Source organism: Shewanella sp., from assembly GCF_013214165.1.
Classification (GTDB): Bacteria; Pseudomonadota; Gammaproteobacteria; order Enterobacterales; family Shewanellaceae; genus Shewanella.
The window spans coordinates 1-18,736 of the sequence record NZ_JABSSM010000079.1 but is presented as its reverse complement, the minus strand read 5'-3'; the positions used below and the strand labels follow the sequence as shown (position 1 = coordinate 18,736).

At 46.9% G+C, this 18,736-nt stretch carries 14 protein-coding genes and 2 pseudogenes; 7 read left to right on the top strand and 9 right to left on the bottom strand.

Going from position 1 to position 18,736, the window contains the following annotated elements:
- Together HRU42_RS17310 and HRU42_RS17305 are read left to right on the top strand one after the other, a co-directional pair.
- Positions 1 to 323, top strand: a 323-nt coding sequence (locus tag HRU42_RS17310; protein WP_295032877.1) for an antitoxin Xre/MbcA/ParS toxin-binding domain-containing protein, incomplete at its 5' end; no start/stop codon positions are given.
- Positions 320 to 781: an RES family NAD+ phosphorylase gene (locus HRU42_RS17305; RefSeq protein ID WP_295032871.1), complete on the top strand. Its 462-nt coding sequence runs from the start codon at positions 320 to 322 to the stop codon at positions 779 to 781. The genes HRU42_RS17310 and HRU42_RS17305, both read left to right, overlap by 4 nt.
- 147 nt (positions 782 to 928) lie before the next feature.
- Here HRU42_RS17305 and HRU42_RS17300 read toward each other — a convergent pair whose 3' ends face one another.
- Together HRU42_RS17300 and HRU42_RS17295 are read right to left on the bottom strand one after the other, a co-directional pair.
- Positions 929 to 3,229, bottom strand: coding sequence for a collagenase (locus tag HRU42_RS17300; RefSeq protein WP_295032865.1), 2,301 nt, complete (start codon positions 3,227 to 3,229; stop codon positions 929 to 931).
- Positions 3,230 to 3,640: 411 nt separating this feature from the next.
- Positions 3,641 to 3,805 (bottom strand): annotated as a pseudogene (locus HRU42_RS17295) (lyase family protein); the annotation flags it as partial.
- A 194-nt stretch (positions 3,806 to 3,999) separates the two neighbouring features.
- Between HRU42_RS17295 and HRU42_RS17290 the strand changes: the two are divergent.
- Positions 4,000 to 6,414, top strand: coding sequence for an AAA family ATPase (locus tag HRU42_RS17290; RefSeq protein ID WP_295032854.1), 2,415 nt, complete (start codon positions 4,000 to 4,002; stop codon positions 6,412 to 6,414).
- A 240-nt stretch (positions 6,415 to 6,654) separates the two neighbouring features.
- Here HRU42_RS17290 and HRU42_RS17285 read toward each other — a convergent pair whose 3' ends face one another.
- Positions 6,655 to 7,575, bottom strand: coding sequence for a manganese-dependent inorganic pyrophosphatase (locus HRU42_RS17285; protein WP_295032850.1), 921 nt, complete (start codon positions 7,573 to 7,575; stop codon positions 6,655 to 6,657).
- A gap of 90 nt (positions 7,576 to 7,665) precedes the next feature.
- Positions 7,666 to 8,472 (bottom strand): ABC transporter substrate-binding protein, encoded by an 807-nt coding sequence (locus HRU42_RS17280; protein WP_295032844.1) that lies wholly within the window; start codon positions 8,470 to 8,472, stop codon positions 7,666 to 7,668.
- A 224-nt stretch (positions 8,473 to 8,696) separates the two neighbouring features.
- Here HRU42_RS17280 and HRU42_RS17275 point away from each other — a divergent pair, with 224 nt between their 5' ends.
- Positions 8,697 to 9,131, top strand: a complete 435-nt coding sequence (locus HRU42_RS17275; protein WP_295032880.1) for a LexA family transcriptional regulator — start codon at positions 8,697 to 8,699, stop codon at positions 9,129 to 9,131.
- A gap of 66 nt (positions 9,132 to 9,197) precedes the next feature.
- Positions 9,198 to 10,451: a Y-family DNA polymerase gene (locus HRU42_RS17270; protein ID WP_295032838.1), complete on the top strand. Its 1,254-nt coding sequence runs from the start codon at positions 9,198 to 9,200 to the stop codon at positions 10,449 to 10,451.
- A gap of 62 nt (positions 10,452 to 10,513) precedes the next feature.
- Here the strand turns inward: HRU42_RS17270 and HRU42_RS17265 are convergent, their stop codons facing one another.
- The 3 genes and pseudogenes from HRU42_RS17265 to HRU42_RS17255 form a co-directional block, all read right to left on the bottom strand.
- Positions 10,514 to 10,813, bottom strand: a complete 300-nt coding sequence (locus HRU42_RS17265) for an antibiotic biosynthesis monooxygenase (protein ID WP_295032833.1) — start codon at positions 10,811 to 10,813, stop codon at positions 10,514 to 10,516.
- 189 nt (positions 10,814 to 11,002) lie between these two features.
- Positions 11,003 to 11,305, bottom strand: a pseudogene (locus tag HRU42_RS21205) (sterol desaturase family protein); the annotation flags it as partial.
- Positions 11,306 to 11,417: 112 nt separating this feature from the next.
- Positions 11,418 to 11,792, bottom strand: coding sequence for a cation transporter (locus HRU42_RS17255; RefSeq protein ID WP_295032830.1), 375 nt, complete (start codon positions 11,790 to 11,792; stop codon positions 11,418 to 11,420).
- 434 nt (positions 11,793 to 12,226) lie between these two features.
- On the opposite strand from HRU42_RS17255, the gene HRU42_RS17250 reads away from it, so the two are divergent.
- On the top strand, positions 12,227 to 13,420 hold the full coding sequence (locus tag HRU42_RS17250; RefSeq protein ID WP_295032828.1) for an efflux RND transporter periplasmic adaptor subunit: 1,194 nt from the start codon (positions 12,227 to 12,229) through the stop codon (positions 13,418 to 13,420).
- A 3-nt stretch (positions 13,421 to 13,423) separates the two neighbouring features.
- A complete protein-coding gene (locus HRU42_RS17245) occupies positions 13,424 to 16,636 on the top strand; it encodes an efflux RND transporter permease subunit (protein WP_295032824.1) in 3,213 nt (1,070 codons plus the stop codon).
- A 162-nt stretch (positions 16,637 to 16,798) separates the two neighbouring features.
- On the opposite strand, the gene HRU42_RS17240 is transcribed toward HRU42_RS17245, so the two are convergent.
- Together HRU42_RS17240 and HRU42_RS17235 are read right to left on the bottom strand one after the other, a co-directional pair.
- Complete coding sequence (locus HRU42_RS17240; RefSeq protein WP_295032820.1) at positions 16,799 to 17,653, bottom strand: META domain-containing protein; 855 nt, start codon at positions 17,651 to 17,653, stop codon at positions 16,799 to 16,801.
- A gap of 418 nt (positions 17,654 to 18,071) precedes the next feature.
- Positions 18,072 to 18,736, bottom strand: a 665-nt coding sequence (locus HRU42_RS17235; RefSeq protein ID WP_295032819.1) for a calcium-binding protein, incomplete at its 5' end; no start/stop codon positions are given.

Sequence of the window (18,736 nt, the reverse complement as noted above, 5' to 3'; positions counted from 1 at the left end):
TGTACGGCAATCTGGCTAAGGTTTCCGGCATAGAAAAGTCTGAGCTAGCCAGTGCCACTGTGATCGCCAGTGCAACGCTGCAGCGTAGGGCCAAGGCGGGGAAATTCAACCGCGACGAGAGTGACAGGCTGTATCGTTTCGCCGAAGTCTATAAGTCGGCGCTGGATCTATTTGAGGGCGAAGGCGTTGATGCGACCCGATGGCTCAGAAACCCGGTTCGTGGTCTGGGTAACAAACGCCCTATCGACATGCTGTCAACTTCGGCAGAAACTGCGGCGGTACTGAATCTGATAGGCCGCTTAGAGCATGGCGTGTTTGCATGATCACCGCTTACCGCATCATGAAGAAGAAATGGGCCGGCAATGCCTTCGACGGTGAGGGTGCCAGGCTCTATGGCGGACGCTGGAATAGCCGCGGTCAGTCTTGTGTTTATCTGGCGGGCTCCGAGTCTTTGGCTATTTTAGAAATCTTAGTTCACTTAGATAATGCAAAACAGATCAATCATTACGCATTATTTGCCGTCGAACTGGATGAAAAAGACATCATGTTACTCGACCATGATTCCCTCCCCCATAATTGGCAAGAAGATCCCGCGCCGGCGGATACCGCCGATCTGGGGGATGAATGGTTAAACAGTCAAAGTAGTCTGGCTCTGTGCGTCCCTTCGAGCATAGTGACCCGTGAGCGCAACTTTCTGCTCAATGTCGACCATCCCGCTTTCGATAGCATGATGAATACTAAGGTCGAGCTGGAATTTTCCATGGATACTCGATTATTTTAAGCTAAACATTAGGCCATCTTGATATACCAGGCCGTTGCCCTAGCCTGATGGTTTTCTTCTTCAGGCATAAGAAAGCGGCCTTAGCACTGAGTCTACTGCCGCTTTTTTATGCTTAACCATTAATTTTTATCGCTAACCCATAGAGGCTTATTCAAGTACGAAGATATTGCTGGTTTCGTTAAGATCTAGCACGCCAACACATTGATCATCATTGTCAGTCACCATCATACGGTCGCCTATGGTCCAGAAGTCGGCACTGTACATCTCATTTAGATTCAGCGTGGCGTAAATATTACCTAAGTTAGGTTCACCTGAATCTGTATCTATCCAATATAACGTGTATGGCGTATCGGATATGTTGGCCACAATAAACTCTGGGGCATTACCCGATTGACGTGTGTATGGCACAGCAAGATCGCAACTGCCCATCTCAGCAGTGGCTTGGGGGATAATGATCTCGTCAACCGCATCAACAACATGTTCAGCTAATATTTCAAATTGGTTATCGCTGTCATTGAGTATTGCGACGCTTAAACAGTTGTCACCCATGTCGGTCAGCATCACACGTTCACCCACACGCCAGTAATTGGGTGAAAAACTGTCACCTTGGGCAAGCGTCATGTATGAACTGCCGGCTTTGTCCCCTCGTTTCGTGCTTAGCCAGTAAACTTTGACCGCTGTGTCTGTGGTGTTGGTGATAGCAAAATCTGTCACATCTGTGTAGGAGTTGCGGTACGTCTCGGCAAGACTACATGTCCCAAGCGTGCCTTTAGCTGGCCAATGAGGCAGATACGGTTCAGTGGCTTGCTTAATCTCCTCGGCTGCAGGCAGATTTACATTACAATCAACACCGGCGCAAGCCGATAAATACAGATCGATAATATCGCCGCCAACAAAGTCGGAGCCTATAGTCACATAGTATTCACCCGCATTCGGTACATCTAAGGTACAGGTTTCACTGTTGCTATCGATTGTCATTGATTCACAGGTCGCACTGCTATCGATCGATGGATGAAAGGCCTGCGCCTGGTTGACCCAAAGATCGACATTACCAGATCCACCTTGGGTCTTAAAGGTAATGGAGTCTGTCCCTTCTGGCACTGTGACCGAATATAACCAACCACCTCGGCCGTTAATCTGTGAATACTCTCCCAGTGCTAGTGCTGTGTTACTGGTATTAAATTGCGTGGCTAGCTCTGTGGAGTACCAGGTTTCAAACTCTGCTTGTTTTTCTGCCGATACAATATCAAGCAAGGCATAATAGCCATCCCAATCACCGGCGCGCATTAGGCTGAGCATCTGAGTCACAGTTTCAGCTTGAGTCTCGATCAAGAAACCCACCGCCAACTCTCCCCAAGAATAGGCATTACTCTCCCCAGCGAATATTTCAGCCAAGGTGTATTTTTGTGCTTCATTTGCGGTGATCAGACTTTGATACTTTTCTTCATAGAAGGTGCCTAAGTATTCGGCTAAGCCCTCAGACCACCAGGCCATGTCTTTGCGATAGCCGCCTTCTTTGTTATATCTTCCATCAAGCGCATGAATATATTCATGATCCAGTGAGCGGATCACATCGCGTCCGCCGCTCCACTCGAGGGCATTAAAGGTGAGTACTGTAGAATCATGCCACCAATCTGTAGGCGAGGTTTCAAAGTAGATCCCGCTGGTATTACTGGTATCGAATAAGTGCTCGGACCAAACTGCATGATTCGATAAACTAGCGAACACATTGAAATTAGTAGTCTCGTTCAGATCATTTTCAACAGCTTGTCCAAACTCAGGCGCAATGAGCGCACTTAATACGTCATCAAAACGTATCTTTGTTTCACTCAGTACGGCACAGGCTGAATCGATTTGTTCATCGGTCATGGCTTGGGAGCGGATACGCACCGAGTCATTACATAGGCGGCTGTGATTGAAAATACTTGTTGTGGCTAATATAGAAGCATCGACCGTGGCAGAGCCTTCATAGGCATCAACCAGAATATGGTAACGGCCTGCAACCGGGTTATCTATGATACAAGCTTCATTATCCCCAGTGCCGTTATAGGATACACAATCAAAATTACCCGTTTCCCCGGCTGTAGCAGGCTCATCATATTTTACGTACACATCGGGATCGCCTAGTGCTTCATTAGCTGTGCCATTAAACAGGCTCACCACTAGGGTCGGTGAATCTTCGGCGACGTCGACATAAAAAGAAACGGGCTCAGAACCCGAGATATGCTCGGTCACCTGTTCAAGCGTTAATGGCTCACCAATCTGCTCCTCTACCACTGGCAGAACTGGGGTGACTGGGGTAGGGGTAACTGGCTCCACCGCAGGCTTGGAGTCATCATCTCCTCCACAAGCACTGAGTGCTAATGTTATTGCCAAGCTCAGAGCCAAAGGCTTGAACTGCTTACGTGTAGATACTAAATTTTGCAAGGCCATATTTCTAAATGACATAAAAACTCCACTGAATTATCTATTTTGTTTATTTGTTTGTTTATTTATTTGTTTACCGATAATGATCGAAATTGAATTTCAAATGTCCTGACTGGTGTAGCGGTCAGTTGTTAACGAAATGAAAAGCCGATACAAAAAACTAACAAATTGGATACAGTATTCAAAGTGAGTTTTATTCATCATGCTGTGTGTGTTGGCAAGCATAAAGCTCGAATGGCTTTGTGTTCAGCAAGATCGCTTGGTTATTTAGCCGATAAAACAAAGTACACATCAATTATATTGATAGGCGCATATTATTTTAAATATATATTTTACTTGATATTTATATCTAAATATTAAAGTGTTGCGCCTTATGCTTCGGATTGATCAGATTTTCGATTGAAAATATTTCATCCAATTGTTCCTCGCTGAATCGTTACAGATCATAGGCAGCTTAATGGCGAAACGCTTCAATGCGCTCGATAGCATGACATAAGCACCACAGTCAGATGTTGCCTCGACTAAGTCTTCGGCGGGCACAAATGCATGGCCGGTGATCTCGGCGAGTTTTTTGATGGCGCTTTGACTCTGGTTCACATGAACGTTGGGATTGACGGACTGCTTTACCCTTTCCTGAGCAAGTTTTCGGCATTAAAACCCCGGCCCTGACTATAATTTGAGCGCTTAAACGCTTTATTGGCACAAAATCGCTAACTGCCGAAATTAACTACTGAATTTTTAAATCTTCATGCCTACACTGAAATCATCAAGCGTCATATACGAGGTTGCCTATGCCGATATCTCCGTTATCCCCTCTAAGCAGTGACCAGCTTTACCGCCGTTCTGAGCTATCAGGCCTAGAGGCCAATTGTAAGTCTACTAAACACTTAACTCCCCTGGATGAAATTGTCGGACAGGAGCGCGCCCAACAGGCCGTCGAATTTGCCATGTCCATGCCAGACAAGGGTTATAACATCTACGCCCTCGGCCGTAACGGCCTAGGTAAGCGCACCATGGTGATGCGTTATCTTAATCGTTACGAACCCAACGGCCGCGGTCATACTCTTCATGACTGGTGTTATGTGATTAACTTCGATGAAGCCCGTGTGCCTAAGGTGCTGAAGCTGTTGTCAGGTTCGGGGATCGAGTTCAAGAAAGATGTCGAGAAGTTCATCATCAAGCTCACCAAGGCCTTGCCTTTGGCGTTCGACAATGAGATGTATTATTCCAGCGCCGAGAAGCTCAAGAGTCAACTGGCGAACAGACAGGAATCGGCACTTAAAGGCCTCACCAAGGAAGCCAAAGACGCGAGTATCAGCCTAACCATCACGGCGCAAGGCAGCTATGAGCTCTTGGCCATGAAAGGTGAGGAAGCCCATACCGACGAGACATTTAAGGCACTGAGCAAGAAAGAGCAAGATGCCTTAGAAACCTCTATCGTCGAACTCGAATCTAAGCTCAGAGTCATCATTCGTCAATTTACGGTGTGGGAAGAGGAATACTCGGACAAGCAACAGAAGCAAGATGAGCAGGTGGCTCAGGATGTACTCAGCCACCTGATGACTAAGCTCAAGGAGAAATACAGCGCTATACCCGCCGTTAAGAGCTATCTGGGTGCTATGCATAAGGACATTCTCGATAACTTAGATCTGTTTCTCGAAGATAACGAGGAGCAACTGGCGCTTTCTTATGCTTCTTTAGATAAGAAGATGCCCCGACGCTATCAGGTCAATGTGCTGGTCAATCAAGTTGATGGCAAGATGCCTATCATAGTCGAGGAGTCGCCCAACTATCACTCCATCTTCGGTTATATCGAGAATGCGACCTTCAAGGGCACCATCTTTTCCGATTTCTCACTGATCCGCTCCGGCAGTCTGCACAAGGCCAACGGCGGCGTGCTGATGATAGATGCGGCCAAAGTATTGGAACAACCCTATGTGTGGGACGGTCTTAAGCGTGCCCTTCGCTCGCGCAAGCTCAGCCTTAGCTCCCTCGAACGTGAAGTCACCCTGTCTGGCACCATCTCACTGGATCCCGAGGCTATTCCTCTGGATGTAAAAATCATCTTATTCGGTGATTATCAGACTTATCAGTTACTGCAGCACTATGACCCCGAATTCAGTGAACTGTTTAGGGTGACCGCCGATTTTGAAGATGTGATGCCACGTACCGAGAAATCTGAGGCCTTATACGCCAAGTTTATCTCCAGTATCGTCCATGGTAACAAGATGCTGCATTGTGATCGCAATGCCATAAAACGCATCATAGAATTCAGTTCTCGTCAGGCCGACGATCAGCACAAGCTCTCCCTGCACTCGGCCGACATCGCCAACCTGCTACGAGAGTCTAATTACTGCGCCCGCGCCGTCAATGCCAACATGATCCGCGCCAGCCATGTCGAGCAGGCCCTGCACAATCATGAGCGGCGGGTATGCCGAGTCAAAGACAATGTGATGGAGAGTTTCATCACCGGCACCACGCTTATCAGCACAGACGATCATGTCGTCGGACAGGTCAATGCACTGTCGGTTATCGCGACCTCGGATCATCAGTTCGGCGCGCCGAACCGCATCACGGCAACCACAGCCTTCGGTGAAGGCAAGGTGTTCGACATAGAGAGAAAAGTGGACTTAGGCGGTAGCCTACACTCCAAGGGCGTGATGATTTTATCGGCCTACCTGGCGTCCTTGCTGGGTAAGACTGCCAAGATCCCCCTCACCACCCATATCACCTTCGAGCAATCTTACGGTGGTGTCGACGGTGATAGCGCCACCATGGCCGAACTGTGTGCCATAGTGTCTTCATTTTCTAATCAGGCGATCAGACAAGACATTGCCATCACAGGCTCGATGAATCAGTTCGGTGAAGCCCAGCCTATCGGCGGCGTTAACGAGAAGATAGAAGGCTTCTTCGATGTCTGCACTATCAAGGGACGCACTAACACTCAAGGGGTGATCATTCCTAAGACAAACGTGCAAAACCTGATGTTGCGTAGCGACATTGTCGAGGCGGTCAAGCAAGGCAAATTTAATATCTGGGCCATTGACCATGTCAGTCAGGCCATCGAACTGCTGACAGGCATCGAGTCAGGGATTAATTTTGACAGCAAATCGAAGCAGCAGGATGAGCATTCAGCAGATTCGGTATTGGGTCTGGCTCAGGCACGCTTGAGTAAACTCAGAGAGACGTCTCCAGCCTCAACTTAAGAGTGATCTGGTCATGCCCTAATGTGAGACGTCCAGTTTAAATACTGTCATTTCGTAATGTGAGCAACGAACGTGTACGGAATCTAGGCCTCTCAAGCAGAACTGGGTCCCGGGCAGCTCGTGCCTCGCTCCCGGGATGACGGGATGACGGGATGACGGGATTAAAAAAAGGCCGAAACATGGCTGTTTCGACCTTTTTATTCCGCTAATTTAACGGCGGTAACTCTGCATATCATCAGTTTAAGCCAGTGCGTCCTGTAGCTGAGGCACTATCTGCTTCTTACGACTCAATACGCCATCGAGCCAGACACGGCCATTCTCGGTTGTCTTACCGTAGGCGCGCTCGGTCAGAGTCGCATCATCACTGACGATCAATAGCTCTGAGCCTTCTTTCATGATATCGGTCAGTAGCAGTAACATGCTGTGACGTCCGCCTTCGGCTTTAAGAGCGGCGAGATCGGTTTCCAGTTCGGCCTTGATGTCGTCAAACACGGACAGGTCGATGACCTCAAGTTGACCGATACCCACCATATGACCATTCATGTTGAAGTCTTTAAAATCACGCATAACAAGGTCACGTACAGGTGTGCCTTGCACGGCTGATTTAACCCTGAACATCTCCATGCCCAGCTCTTTGAAATCTTCAATTCCGGCGATTTCAGCCAAGGCTTCGACACACTTGATATCGGCCGTGGTACAGGTAGGAGACTTGAAGATAACCGTGTCGCTGAGAATCGCACACATCATGATGCCGGCGATGTCCTTTGGAATGGCCACACCATGGAAATCATACATCATCTTGATGATGGTATTGCTACAGCCCACTGGGCGGATCCAACACTCGAGTGGGGTCGATGTGGTCAGATCACCCAGCTTATGGTGATCGACAATACCGACAATTGTCGCTTCACCGATATCATCTGGAGCCTGAGTCAGCTCAGAATGATCGACGATAAACACCTCTTCACCGGCATAGCTCGTCTTGAATTCTGGGGCCTGGAAACCAAACTTTTCTAAGATAAAAGCGGTTTCAGGCGATAATTCACCTAAACGAGCAGCAATAGCTGGCTCGTCGATTGCGTTTTTCAGGTTAGCGAGTGCAATTGCACCACAAATTGAATCTGAATCTGGGATCTTATGGCCCACTACATACACTGACATTGATAACTCTCCTTTAATTACCCTCTATTCTACCAAATTCATCCCGTTTGAAAAACATTAACTGACAATTTAGTCGTGTTTAATCGGTGCTTAACGGATGTAGTCATTAATGATCTTTTGCAACTCACCGCTTCTTCGCATGTCGTAGATGATGATATCGAACTGCTGCTTGAAATCTTGTTTAAACTCAAACCGCCCCTCATCCCTATCGGTAAAGCCTAAGAACCCTTGCTCTATGCTGACAGTCGCTCCCTCTATCAAGTTAACATGCCTGCCTCCCTCGTCATATTCGCCGCTCTGCTTAAGTTTTTCGAGCCCCCACAGGATAGAAATACGATCATTGAGGTAACAATCTATCCGCTTCAGACCAAGCTGCAGCAGGTTTTCTCTATTTCCTTTCGCCTCGCTCACGGTGATTTTTTTCTCCTTAACCGCTTGCCAAAACGCGTCCCCGCCCAGTTTAAATCCAGCATTAATACCTATCACCAAGCCATAATAGTCTTCGACCCAGTTCAACCTCAGCGTCCTGAAGAAGAGATCTTTCCGGCACATGACAATGACCCTCTCATCCAGAATGGGTAGCGAATAGGGCCAGATATAGGGTCTATTTTCCGCCCGAAAGTATGGCGGATAAATGGCGAAACCTTTTCCATTTTCGAGCAGACGTAAACCACGCTTCCAGGGCACGCCGACCAGAGTCACCTTATAACCTTTCATTCGGGACACGGCACGTTTGATGATATTGGCATAAATCCCTTGCAACTCTCCGTCCTCCTCGAAGGAGTAAGGTGGATAATTGACATCCGCATAGAGGATGACTTTGATATCTGCGGCGGACGCAAGGAACGGGATAAACAAGCACAAACCCAGTGCCTTCAGCGTTTGAACAAACTTCATGCCACCACCTCATTCTGTTTATTGATGTCGATGATAACGCTCATCGACATCAATAAATGTAGTTTAATTCAGCTATTCTTGCTCCGCTGACTCGCTTCAAAAACACTCAGTGAGCTCAATTAAGTTAAAGAGGTGAAACAGGATATCGAAAAAGATTGCCAGCCCTTAGATTACTGCTAGACTTAACACTGTATAAATATACAGTGCCAGGTAAAATAACCATGATGAAAGTGATCCCAATATCAGCCAGTGCGGGAATAACCGGCTTCGAAAGCCCAGCCGCCGATTACAAACAATTGCCCCTAAGCCTGGATGAGCTGCTCGTTGAGCACCCCAGTGCCACCTTCATCGGTCAGGCGAACGGATGTTCGATGCAAAATGTCGGGATATTCGATGGCGATATTCTCATCGTCGACAGACACGTCAAGGTACAAGATCAAGACGTGATTGTGGCAAATTACAACGGCAACTTTGTCTGCAAAATTATTGACACCAAAAGAAGAATGTTGCTCTCGGCTAACGATGAGCATCAACCAGTAGTCATACACGAGTACGATCAGTTCAGTGTCGAAGGTATTGTGGTACGTTCAATACGCTGTCATCGGCCCAGCCCTTTGCTGATGAATAACGCCGCCGTCGAGTCGGTTTTTAACCGATGAATTTTATTGATTCCAATATTGAGATCCGAGTTATCGCGTCGGCTAAATCAACTCACAGGGAGTATAATGTTCGCTCTCGTCGATGCTAATTCATTTTATTGTAGCGCCGAACAGGTGTTTCGTCCCGAATGGCGTGGCCGCCCTATTGTGGTCCTGTCGAATAACGACGGCTGTATCGTCGCCGCTAACCGTCAGGCCGTCGATGCCGGAGTTCCAAAATTTGCGCCTTACTTCAAAGTTAAGGCCTTGTGTGATCGCTTAGGCATTATCGCCTTAAGTTCAAACTATGAACTCTATGGCTCATTGTCCACCAGCATGATGGAAGTGGTTGGCCGTTTTGCACCGGAGCAGCATGTCTACAGCATAGATGAATCATTTCTGTCATTTAAACACTGTTATCCTGCCATACCTTGCCTAGTAAAGCATGGCGAGGCCTTAAGACGCGCAGTTTGGAAGGAGACTCGCTTACCTGTATCCGTTGGCATGGGAGAAACCTTAACCTTAGCTAAGATAGCCAATCATGCTGCTAAGAAACTCGCAGACTACAATGGAGTCTGCGTCATCGATAACTCAGGCCAACGAAAGGCAATTCTCTCGCAAATAAAGCCCAGTCATGTGTGGGGAATAGGCCGGCGTTTATCCAAGAAACTGGATTTGATGGGAATAAAATCGGCCTACGCACTCTCTCTGATGGCACCAGGGCTCGCCAAGAAGCAGTTCAGTATCGAGATGGAGCGTACGGTGCGAGAGCTCAATGGAGAGCCTTGTAAGGACTGGGACCAGGCCAGAGCCGATAAGCAGCAGATTTTTTCGACCCGTAGCATGGGTGAGCGGATCACTGATTTAAGCTCGCTACAGCAAGCCCTCAGTAAACATGCCGGTATCGCCACCAGCAAGGCAAGAGAGCAAGGTTCATTGTGCTCGGTACTGATTATTTTCGCCTCAAACTCCCCTTTCGATGAGCAGCCAACAGGCTTTAAACTCACCCACAGGTTCGCTTATCCCACCAATGACACAGGGGAAATAACCCAAATAGTGACTCAGATAGCCAAGCAACAATTTAGAACCGGGGTTCGCTATTACAAGGTCGGAATCGGCCTTATCGATCTTATCAGTGAGTCACATAAGCAGCTGGATCTGTTTGCATCACCGAAAAACCCGGCATTAATGAAGGTCTATGACGCACTCAATCACAAATACGGCTCCGACTCTATATTTATGGCTGCACAAGGGTTCACTGCCAAGTGGCACATGAAACGAGAATATCTCACGCCTCAGTACACCACCAGCTGGCGAGATATCCCCAAGATCAATTGCTGATGGTGTTTGTTCATAATTGACTGGGCTAAGTGGAGCACAAGACTTCATTTAGCACTCACAAGTTAAGTCGATATCACCACCTGATGCTTTTCAATCATAGGTCTGCCGGTAAAGGCTTCCTTGGGTAAGGGGTTTTGATGAGATAACTTAAAATCTTCACTGTGGATCCACGCCTCAAAAGCCGCTTCATCTTGCCAGGTGGTGAACACGACATAAGGCGCCCCTTCACTCACAGGTTTCAAGATCTGCATAGAGACGAAACCAGCTTGCAGGTTGATTTGCCCCACACGCTGACGAAATCGATTCTCAAACTCATCTTGCCAATCTACAGCCACCGGAATACGGTTCGCGACAATATACATAACCCCTCCTAATCTCAATCTCTAATAGAGACATCTAAAATTTTCTAATAAAAAAACAATCACTAGAAACATGTGAAACGACCGTAAAACCCAGTGTGCCACGACTTATCTATATCATCAATTACCTTACATGATATATAGACTCTCTTAATGCATAACTCATTAGAAACGGTCTTTCACTGTTTTCTATTCCTCCGGCCACTCTTGTTGATCACGCAGGGCGGTTCCCAGTAGGTAATCGATAAACGAGAAGTGAGCCGCATAGTTTCTGTCGATTGCTGCACTATCCGAGGAGTGATGCCAGTGATGCACGGCATGAAAACGCCATAAAAAAGGCACTTCATGATAATTCCTGTGCGCCATATATTGAACTAAATCGGCAACTAGGATAATGCAGAAAAGCTGTAGTACAAATGGCAGACTGGATATGAAACCTTATATATCGGTCGAAATAGCCCAACCAAAGGCTTCATGTACGAAACGATTAGCCACTGATCCTACCTTCACCTATCACAAGAGTGCTGACTTCGATAGCCGTAGAGGTTTTGAAGTAGAAGAATAGAGTACAACCAGTATTAAACATTAGGTTGATGGAGCCTAGGTATTAACGCTTCCTGCTTCCAGCTAAGGCTCTGGGTAATGCGTTATTACAATATGGGTCGTGCTCGGCGTTATCTTTCACATTCTGATCGACATACTTATAAAAACCCTCTTTAACCCGAGTCAATATCCCCTGTGCGAGCTCAGCTCCCTGCGCTTGAATTAGCCTTTCAAACAGGTCAAGATCACAATGGCTAGCATCATAGGCCACCTTTAATATCGCGGCTGACTCGTCATATGAAACACTGTTGATACCGATAATCTGATTTATGCTAGAGACTAGCTTGTCTTTGTTCTCTACTGTTAGCCCTTCAAGCTTTAGATACCTGACAACTAAATTGGCCTCTTTTACGCCAAACCTATGGTCTAAATCAGTCATAACCTTCCCTCGACTTTAATATATACAGCATTGAATATTTAAATAAAATTCTGTCTATTCACTAGATACTTGTGTGCAGTTGACCCGTTCAGACTAACACTCAGGTATGAAAAGATAGTGATGTCGATCAAATTATGCTCGATAAATGAGATACCAGTAGACAAGTTAAACATTTACATGTTTTATGTGAACTAAATCAAACGCGACAATAGAAAGAATCATGAGGATTTACATTGGTTAAGCTCATTTTCTGTCGGCCAAAAAATCACCACTCATTATTACATACAAATTTACACAATAGAGATGTAACATCAGCGCCGATGATTTAACATGTGTGCGATAAAGTCTTTCGCCTATGTATTAATTTGAACTAGCCATATAAGGCTGTTCTACAAAGAATATAAAAATCCAAGCTTCAACAAGAGGAAGTGTTCGTGGCTACAAAAAAACAAATTATTTTGCCTATTGTCGTATTATCCCTCGGGATCGGTGGTTTCCTTGCAATGTCTGCACTGAAGCAGCCTCCGGCAGAGAAGGAAGCGGTAGACAATACGCCTTTAGTTGCCGTTAAACAGATTGAATTCAATCCTATGACCTTTACAGTCAGCTCCTATGGCGTGGTCAACGCCAAGTATGAGACTGAGCTTGTCTCTCAAGTTAACGGCGAGATTATTTACCTGTCAGAAAGCTTCGTGCGTGGGGGCTTCGTTAACAAAGGCGATATTCTCGCCAGAATCGATCCCAGTGATTACGACGCCGATCTTATCGATGCTAAGGCCAATCTGGCCTCGGCAAGAGCAAGTTTAGTGCAGGAAAAAGCCTTCGGTAAGGTTGCCGAAGAGGAATGGAAACGCATTAAAGATGGGAGCCCCTCTGAATTGAGTCTGCGTAAGCCGCAACTTGCCCAAGAAATAGCCAAGCTTAAATCCACCGAGGCAGGCCTTAAACGAGCCTTGCGCAATGTCGAACGCACAGTGATCAAGGCACCCTATGATGCCCTCATAGAGAGTCGAAGCATAGGATTAGGTTCCTATGTCAGCATGGGCACGCGCCTGGGTAAGGTGCTAAGCACCCATAAGGCCGAGATCCGTTTGCCTTTGGCAGATAAAGAGATCCAATACCTGATCAATAAAGGTAAACATTCACAAGTGACTCTGATTGCCGATCTCGGCGGTGAGCAGCAAGAGTGGAGCGGCACCATAGTCCGTAGTGAAGGCGTGGTCGATAAGCTTAGCCGTATGACCTATCTGGTCGCCGAAGTCATAGACCCTTATGGTTTAGCGTCTAAAAAGAGTGAACTCAGGTTTGGTACCTATGTTACCGCCAACATTGCCGGCACTCAGGTCGGAGATGTGACTGTGCTGCCGAGACACTTAGTCGTCAACGGGCAAATTGCCGTACTCGATGATGACCACAAACTCACCTATAAGAGCGTGAATATCATACGTAAATTCGGGGCCGAGGTGGTGATATCCTCAGGTCTCGAGCCTGGGATGAATGTGATCACCTCTGCATTAGATTATCCGGTTGAAGGCATGCAGCTTGCGTTGCCAAAGGACAAGCTGTTGCAGCAAGATGATCTTACTGCAACGCCCGAGTCGTCACTCTCCATGGAAGAGAAGGAATAATCCATGCCAGAACCTAAGCAAGCTTCAGCTGCAGAGCAAGATACACAGACTGGCATCATAGCCTGGTTTGCCCGCAACAGTGTCGCGGCTAACCTCTTGATGCTGATCATCATCTTAGGCGGTCTCTTGACCGCCGACACCATACGTAAACAGTTTTTTCCTCAGATAGAGATCAATTGGGTCGAGTTTAATGCCTTCTATCCCGGCGCAGCGCCCCAAGAAGTAGAGGAAGGGATCACCATTAAAGTGGAACAAGCCCTCGAGAATGTGCAGGGGCTCAAGCGTGTGATCACCTACTCTAACCGAAACTCGGCCACAGGTTATTTTAGAATCGAGGACGCTTACGATCCCCAGATAGTACTCGACGAGATAAAATCTGAGATCGATTCCATATCCAGTTTCCCCGATGGCATGGAACGGCCTAAGGTCGAGCGCATTAAACTGCGCCAGGAAGTGCTTTATATGAGCCTGTACGGTGATATGACACCCAGACAGCTCAAGGAATTAGGCGAGAAAATTCATGATGAGTTGATGCAGTTACCCTTGGTCAACATCACCGACTTTTATGGCGGACTGGATTATGAGATAGCCATCGAAGTCAGTCGAGACAAGTTACGAGAATTTGGACTCAGCTTCAATGATGTGGCTGCAGCCGTACGAGGCTTCTCCCGTAACATGTCGGCGGGTCAGATCCGCGCCGAGTACGGTTATATCAACCTTAGAATTCAAAATCAGGCCTATGTGGGCTATGAATTCGAGAACCTGCCCTTAATCACCTTAGAAGATGGCACCAATGTGCTCCTGGGCGATATCGCCACCGTCATTGACGGCTTCGAGGAAGGCATTCAATATTCGAAGTTTAACGGCAAGAACTCGGTCACCTTCTTCATCGGTGCCGCCAACGATCAGAGCATGACGGATGTGGCCGATGTGGTGAAAGCCTATGTGGCCGAGAAGCAAAAAGTGCTACCAGACGGGCTAAAGCTAGAGACCTGGGTCGACATGACCTACTATCTGGAAGGCCGTTTAGACCTCATGCTAGATAGCATGAAAACTGGCGCTGTGCTGGTCTTCCTTATGTTAGCCCTGTTCCTGCGGGTGCGGCTGGCATTTTGGGTCATGATGGGTCTGCCGGTCTGTTTCCTCGGCACCTTACTCTTCATGCCTATGCCGATGATCGATGTCACGGTGAACGTGATCAGCCTGTTTGCCTTCATCTTGGTGCTGGGTATCGTGGTGGATGACGCCATCGTCATGGGCGAGAGTGCCCATGACGAATGTGAGAAGAATGGCCAGAGTTTAGACAATGTTATCCGGGGGGTGAAGCGTGTCGCCATGCCTGCCACCTTCGGGGTACTCACTACCATAGCGGCATTTTTGCCACTGACTCTGGATGACGGTCCCTCCTCCGCATTTGGTAAGGCCATCGGCTATATCGTGATCTTGTGTCTGATATTTTCACTGGTCGAGTCCAAGCTCATCTTGCCATCGCATTTGGCCCGAATGAAACCTAGGACTAAGGTCAAACCCGGCTCTAAGAATCCTTTGGATTGGCTGCGCAATGGGGTGAACTTTGTCCAAGGCAAGGTCGATGCTGGGCTACAGTATTTTATTCAAAATATATACCGCCCCGCGCTCACCAGCGCAGTCAAGTACCGCTATACGGTTATCATGGTGTTTATCAGCTTCATACTGATCTGTGCCGGACTCTACGCCGGCGGCATGATCCGCTTTATCGGCCAGCCTAAGATCCCCCACGACTTCCCCCGAGTGACCTTCGAGATGAACGTGGATGCCTCTGAGAAAGCGACCCTTGCTGCGGCACTGGCTATCGAGAAGGCTATCTATGACGTAGATAAGCAGCTGGAAGCGCAATACGGTCAAGGCATGATCTCAGATATGCAGGTCGATCTTAGGGGACGTACCTCGGCAGAAGTCATGACCAAGCTGGTGGATCCTGAAATTAGGCCATTAGATACCTTTGAGCTGGCAGCGCTATGGCGTCAAGCCATGCCACTCATACCTGGGATGAAGTCTTTTGAAATTCAGGATAACTTGTTCGGCGGCGGTCGTGACGACGGTGACATCAGTTTCCGTCTCGAAGGCAAAGACGAGCAGCAATTAATTGCCGCCTCGAAAGAGCTTAAGGCCAAGCTCAACTCCCTCAAGGGGGTCGGTGATGTCAACGACAGTCGTCAATCCAGCGCCAAGGAGGTACAGTTTGAACTCAAGCCTCAGGCCTATGGTCTGGGTCTCACCTTAGCCGATATAGCGTCTCAGGTGGGTAACAGCTTCTATGGTCTGGAAGCCCAACGTATCTTGAGAAATGGCTCTGAGATTAAGGTGATGCTGCGCTATCCGGAAAGAGAGCGTAACTCTATCGCTCAGGTCAGCGAAGTATTGATTGTCACCCCACAAGGCGCCGAAGTGCCACTATCGGAAGTGGTCAATATTACCGTCACCCAGGGAGTCAATGGCATTCGCCGTGAAAACGGTAACCGTACCATCAATGTGTGGGCCTCTGTGGATGCCGATCAAGCCGAGCCCTTTAAACTGGCTCAGGACATTCGTGATAACTTTATGCCCCAGTTGCTAAAGAAGTATCCACGCGTGCAGAGTGAAGTATCGGGAAATATTCAGGAACAGATGGACAGCGCTAAGACTCAGCTAAGAGACTTCATCATCTCCATGTTGATCATCTATAGCCTGTTGGCCATCCCCCTGAAGTCATATTCGCAGCCCATCATGATCATGGCTGTCATTCCCTTCGGCGTGATAGGCTCAGTGCTCGGCCATATGATCATGGGAATCGATTTAAGCGCCCTCTCCCTTTTCGGCATCATAGCCGCAGCGGGTGTCGTGGTGAATGATTCCTTGGTGATGGTCGATTACATCAACAAGTCTCGAGAAGCAGGCATTGCGATGACGACGGCGGTACTTGAGGCGGGCTGTAGACGCTTCAGGGCCATCATGTTGACCTCGCTGACCACCTTTATCGGCTTGATGCCCATCATGACAGAGACCAGTATGCAAGCTCAGATGGTGATCCCAATGGCGACCTCCCTCGCCTTCGGTGTCCTGTTTGCCACTGTGGTCACCCTGATGCTGATCCCATGCTTGTATCTCGTTATCGAAGATATCAAAAAGCTAGTCGGCAGCAAGTCACGTGCCCATCATGACGATGATCACGCCATGGAGCCTGAGCTTATCAAATAGGCCTTAGATTGATCCGCTAAATAAAATGCCGCTCGACATTTCGAGCGGCATTTTTATGTTTATATTGCTGGTTTCACAGACCTATTATTTGTCAGAAAAAGAAAACCCGCCAAAAGCGGGTTTAATCTTGTCTAACGAGTACGGCAAAATGCGCCAAAAAAACTAGTTCATGTAACGAGACTCGAAAGTCGCGATGAGTTCGCCCTTATCACTCTTTACTGTCAGTGCTTCACCATTAATGCTGTAGCTGGCAAACTCGCCGATAGATATAAGGAATGCTTGTTCCTGATCCATACCTTGCATACACATCTTACGTGTACCCGCTACTGGGCCCATGGTTAACTTACCTTGGTTCGCCTCGAAAGCGCCGGTGAAGTTATTACAACCAGAGAAACCCTTGATAACATTTTTCTCAGCGATGAATTGGATAAAGAGTTCTTTCTCGCCAGCGCCTAACTTTACAGGCTTCTCACCCAGGCTCATCAGTTTCCAATAAGTATTGGTAAACTCGGCATTGGCTTTTTTATCAGACTCGGCGGTCTTCGCACGAGCGACTCGGTCCACTTTAATCTCGATAGGCTTAGTTTGGCCTTCTGCAAATGAGTCTATGTTAGTGGTCGATGTAAACACTAGGCTGTCTTCGACTTTAATCGTCGCACGCAGGCCATATCTATGTTTATCTTGAATCTTACTGGCATCGTATTCGATACTCACGGCGTAAGGAGGTGTACCGATATTTTTTAAGGACTGACTCGCGATCAGAACAGAAGCAACATCAGCTTTTGAGATATCTTCCAGTGTCACCTCGAGTACCGCATTAGGCGGCAACATTCTGCGGTCTAAATAGATAACATTGATATCCAGAGTTTTCATTGCGGTTACCTCAGCTGTGACTTGCTTTTCAGCTGTCGCTGTATCTTGGGTCTGGGTCGTAGAACCACTATCGCATGCCTGTAAGACAAAGGCTGAAAGCAATACCGAAGATGCTAAGGCGAGTTTGTTCATTCTAAATTTCATTGAGTAATTCCTTTTATATACCGCTACAGGATGAAAACACGTCATTCTGTAAAAAACAGACATTGGACTAGTTGAAACGAAATAACAAGAAAATATAGCCAAAAGTAGAGTAAATTAACAATATAATACCCTTTAAAAACCTATGGTTACACAAAAAGTAACAGATATCATAAACCTACCATACACTGTTAAAATTTAAAGCATCTTAAAAATAGCAGCGAGTAACATAGTATCTAGTCGGTTTATTTTATGCTTACTTCAATCAAGAAAAAGACAAAAATGAAAAAGCCCCAACATTTCTGCAGGGGCTTGGTCTGGCTTTGACCTGATTTTCCGAAAGGGAATTTAGTAAATTAAAAAATACCCATGACAAATAAATGAACATGGGTACTTATATATTAAATTTTACAGCTATTTATCAATAAATTTCAATGACAGGCAATGCATTGAAATTATTACGGTTAAGGTTGCTTATATCTGCATCGTCATCACTGTCAAATGCCGTATATGACTGTACTAGCAAATTTAGTGAAAAATCAAGAGATGCTGTCTCTGAAGACAATGAATTTGCACCAGAGTTAAGACTTGTAGGTGAAGCAATCAATTGTGTTACATCATCGATATCCCAGTTTGTGCCATCTTCAAAAGTAATCGAAGACAAACTGTAATCACTATCGCCATTATTAACAAAGTAGCCTTCGACTGTAACTTGATCTTCTGTCCCATTGACTTGAAGTACTAAATCATTATCACGCCGTGAAGCACTCACTTGTGAGCTTGTGATTCCCGAACCAAAAGACAATACATCGGTATTGGTTGCTCCTGTGTCATAATTATTAATGATGTCTTGACCATCACCTAAAGCAAATAAGTAGTTATCGTTACCTGCTCCACCCATTAGGGTATCATTCCCCGCACCGCCAGATAATACATCACCACCATCTTCACCTAACAACAACTCATCATCAGATGACCCATATAAACCCTGAGCTGTGTCATTACCATGAATGACTTCTACGAATTGTCGTTGGTCAGGTAAAATCTGCCCTTGATCAGACTCCGCAACGTCGGGAACAGCCATAC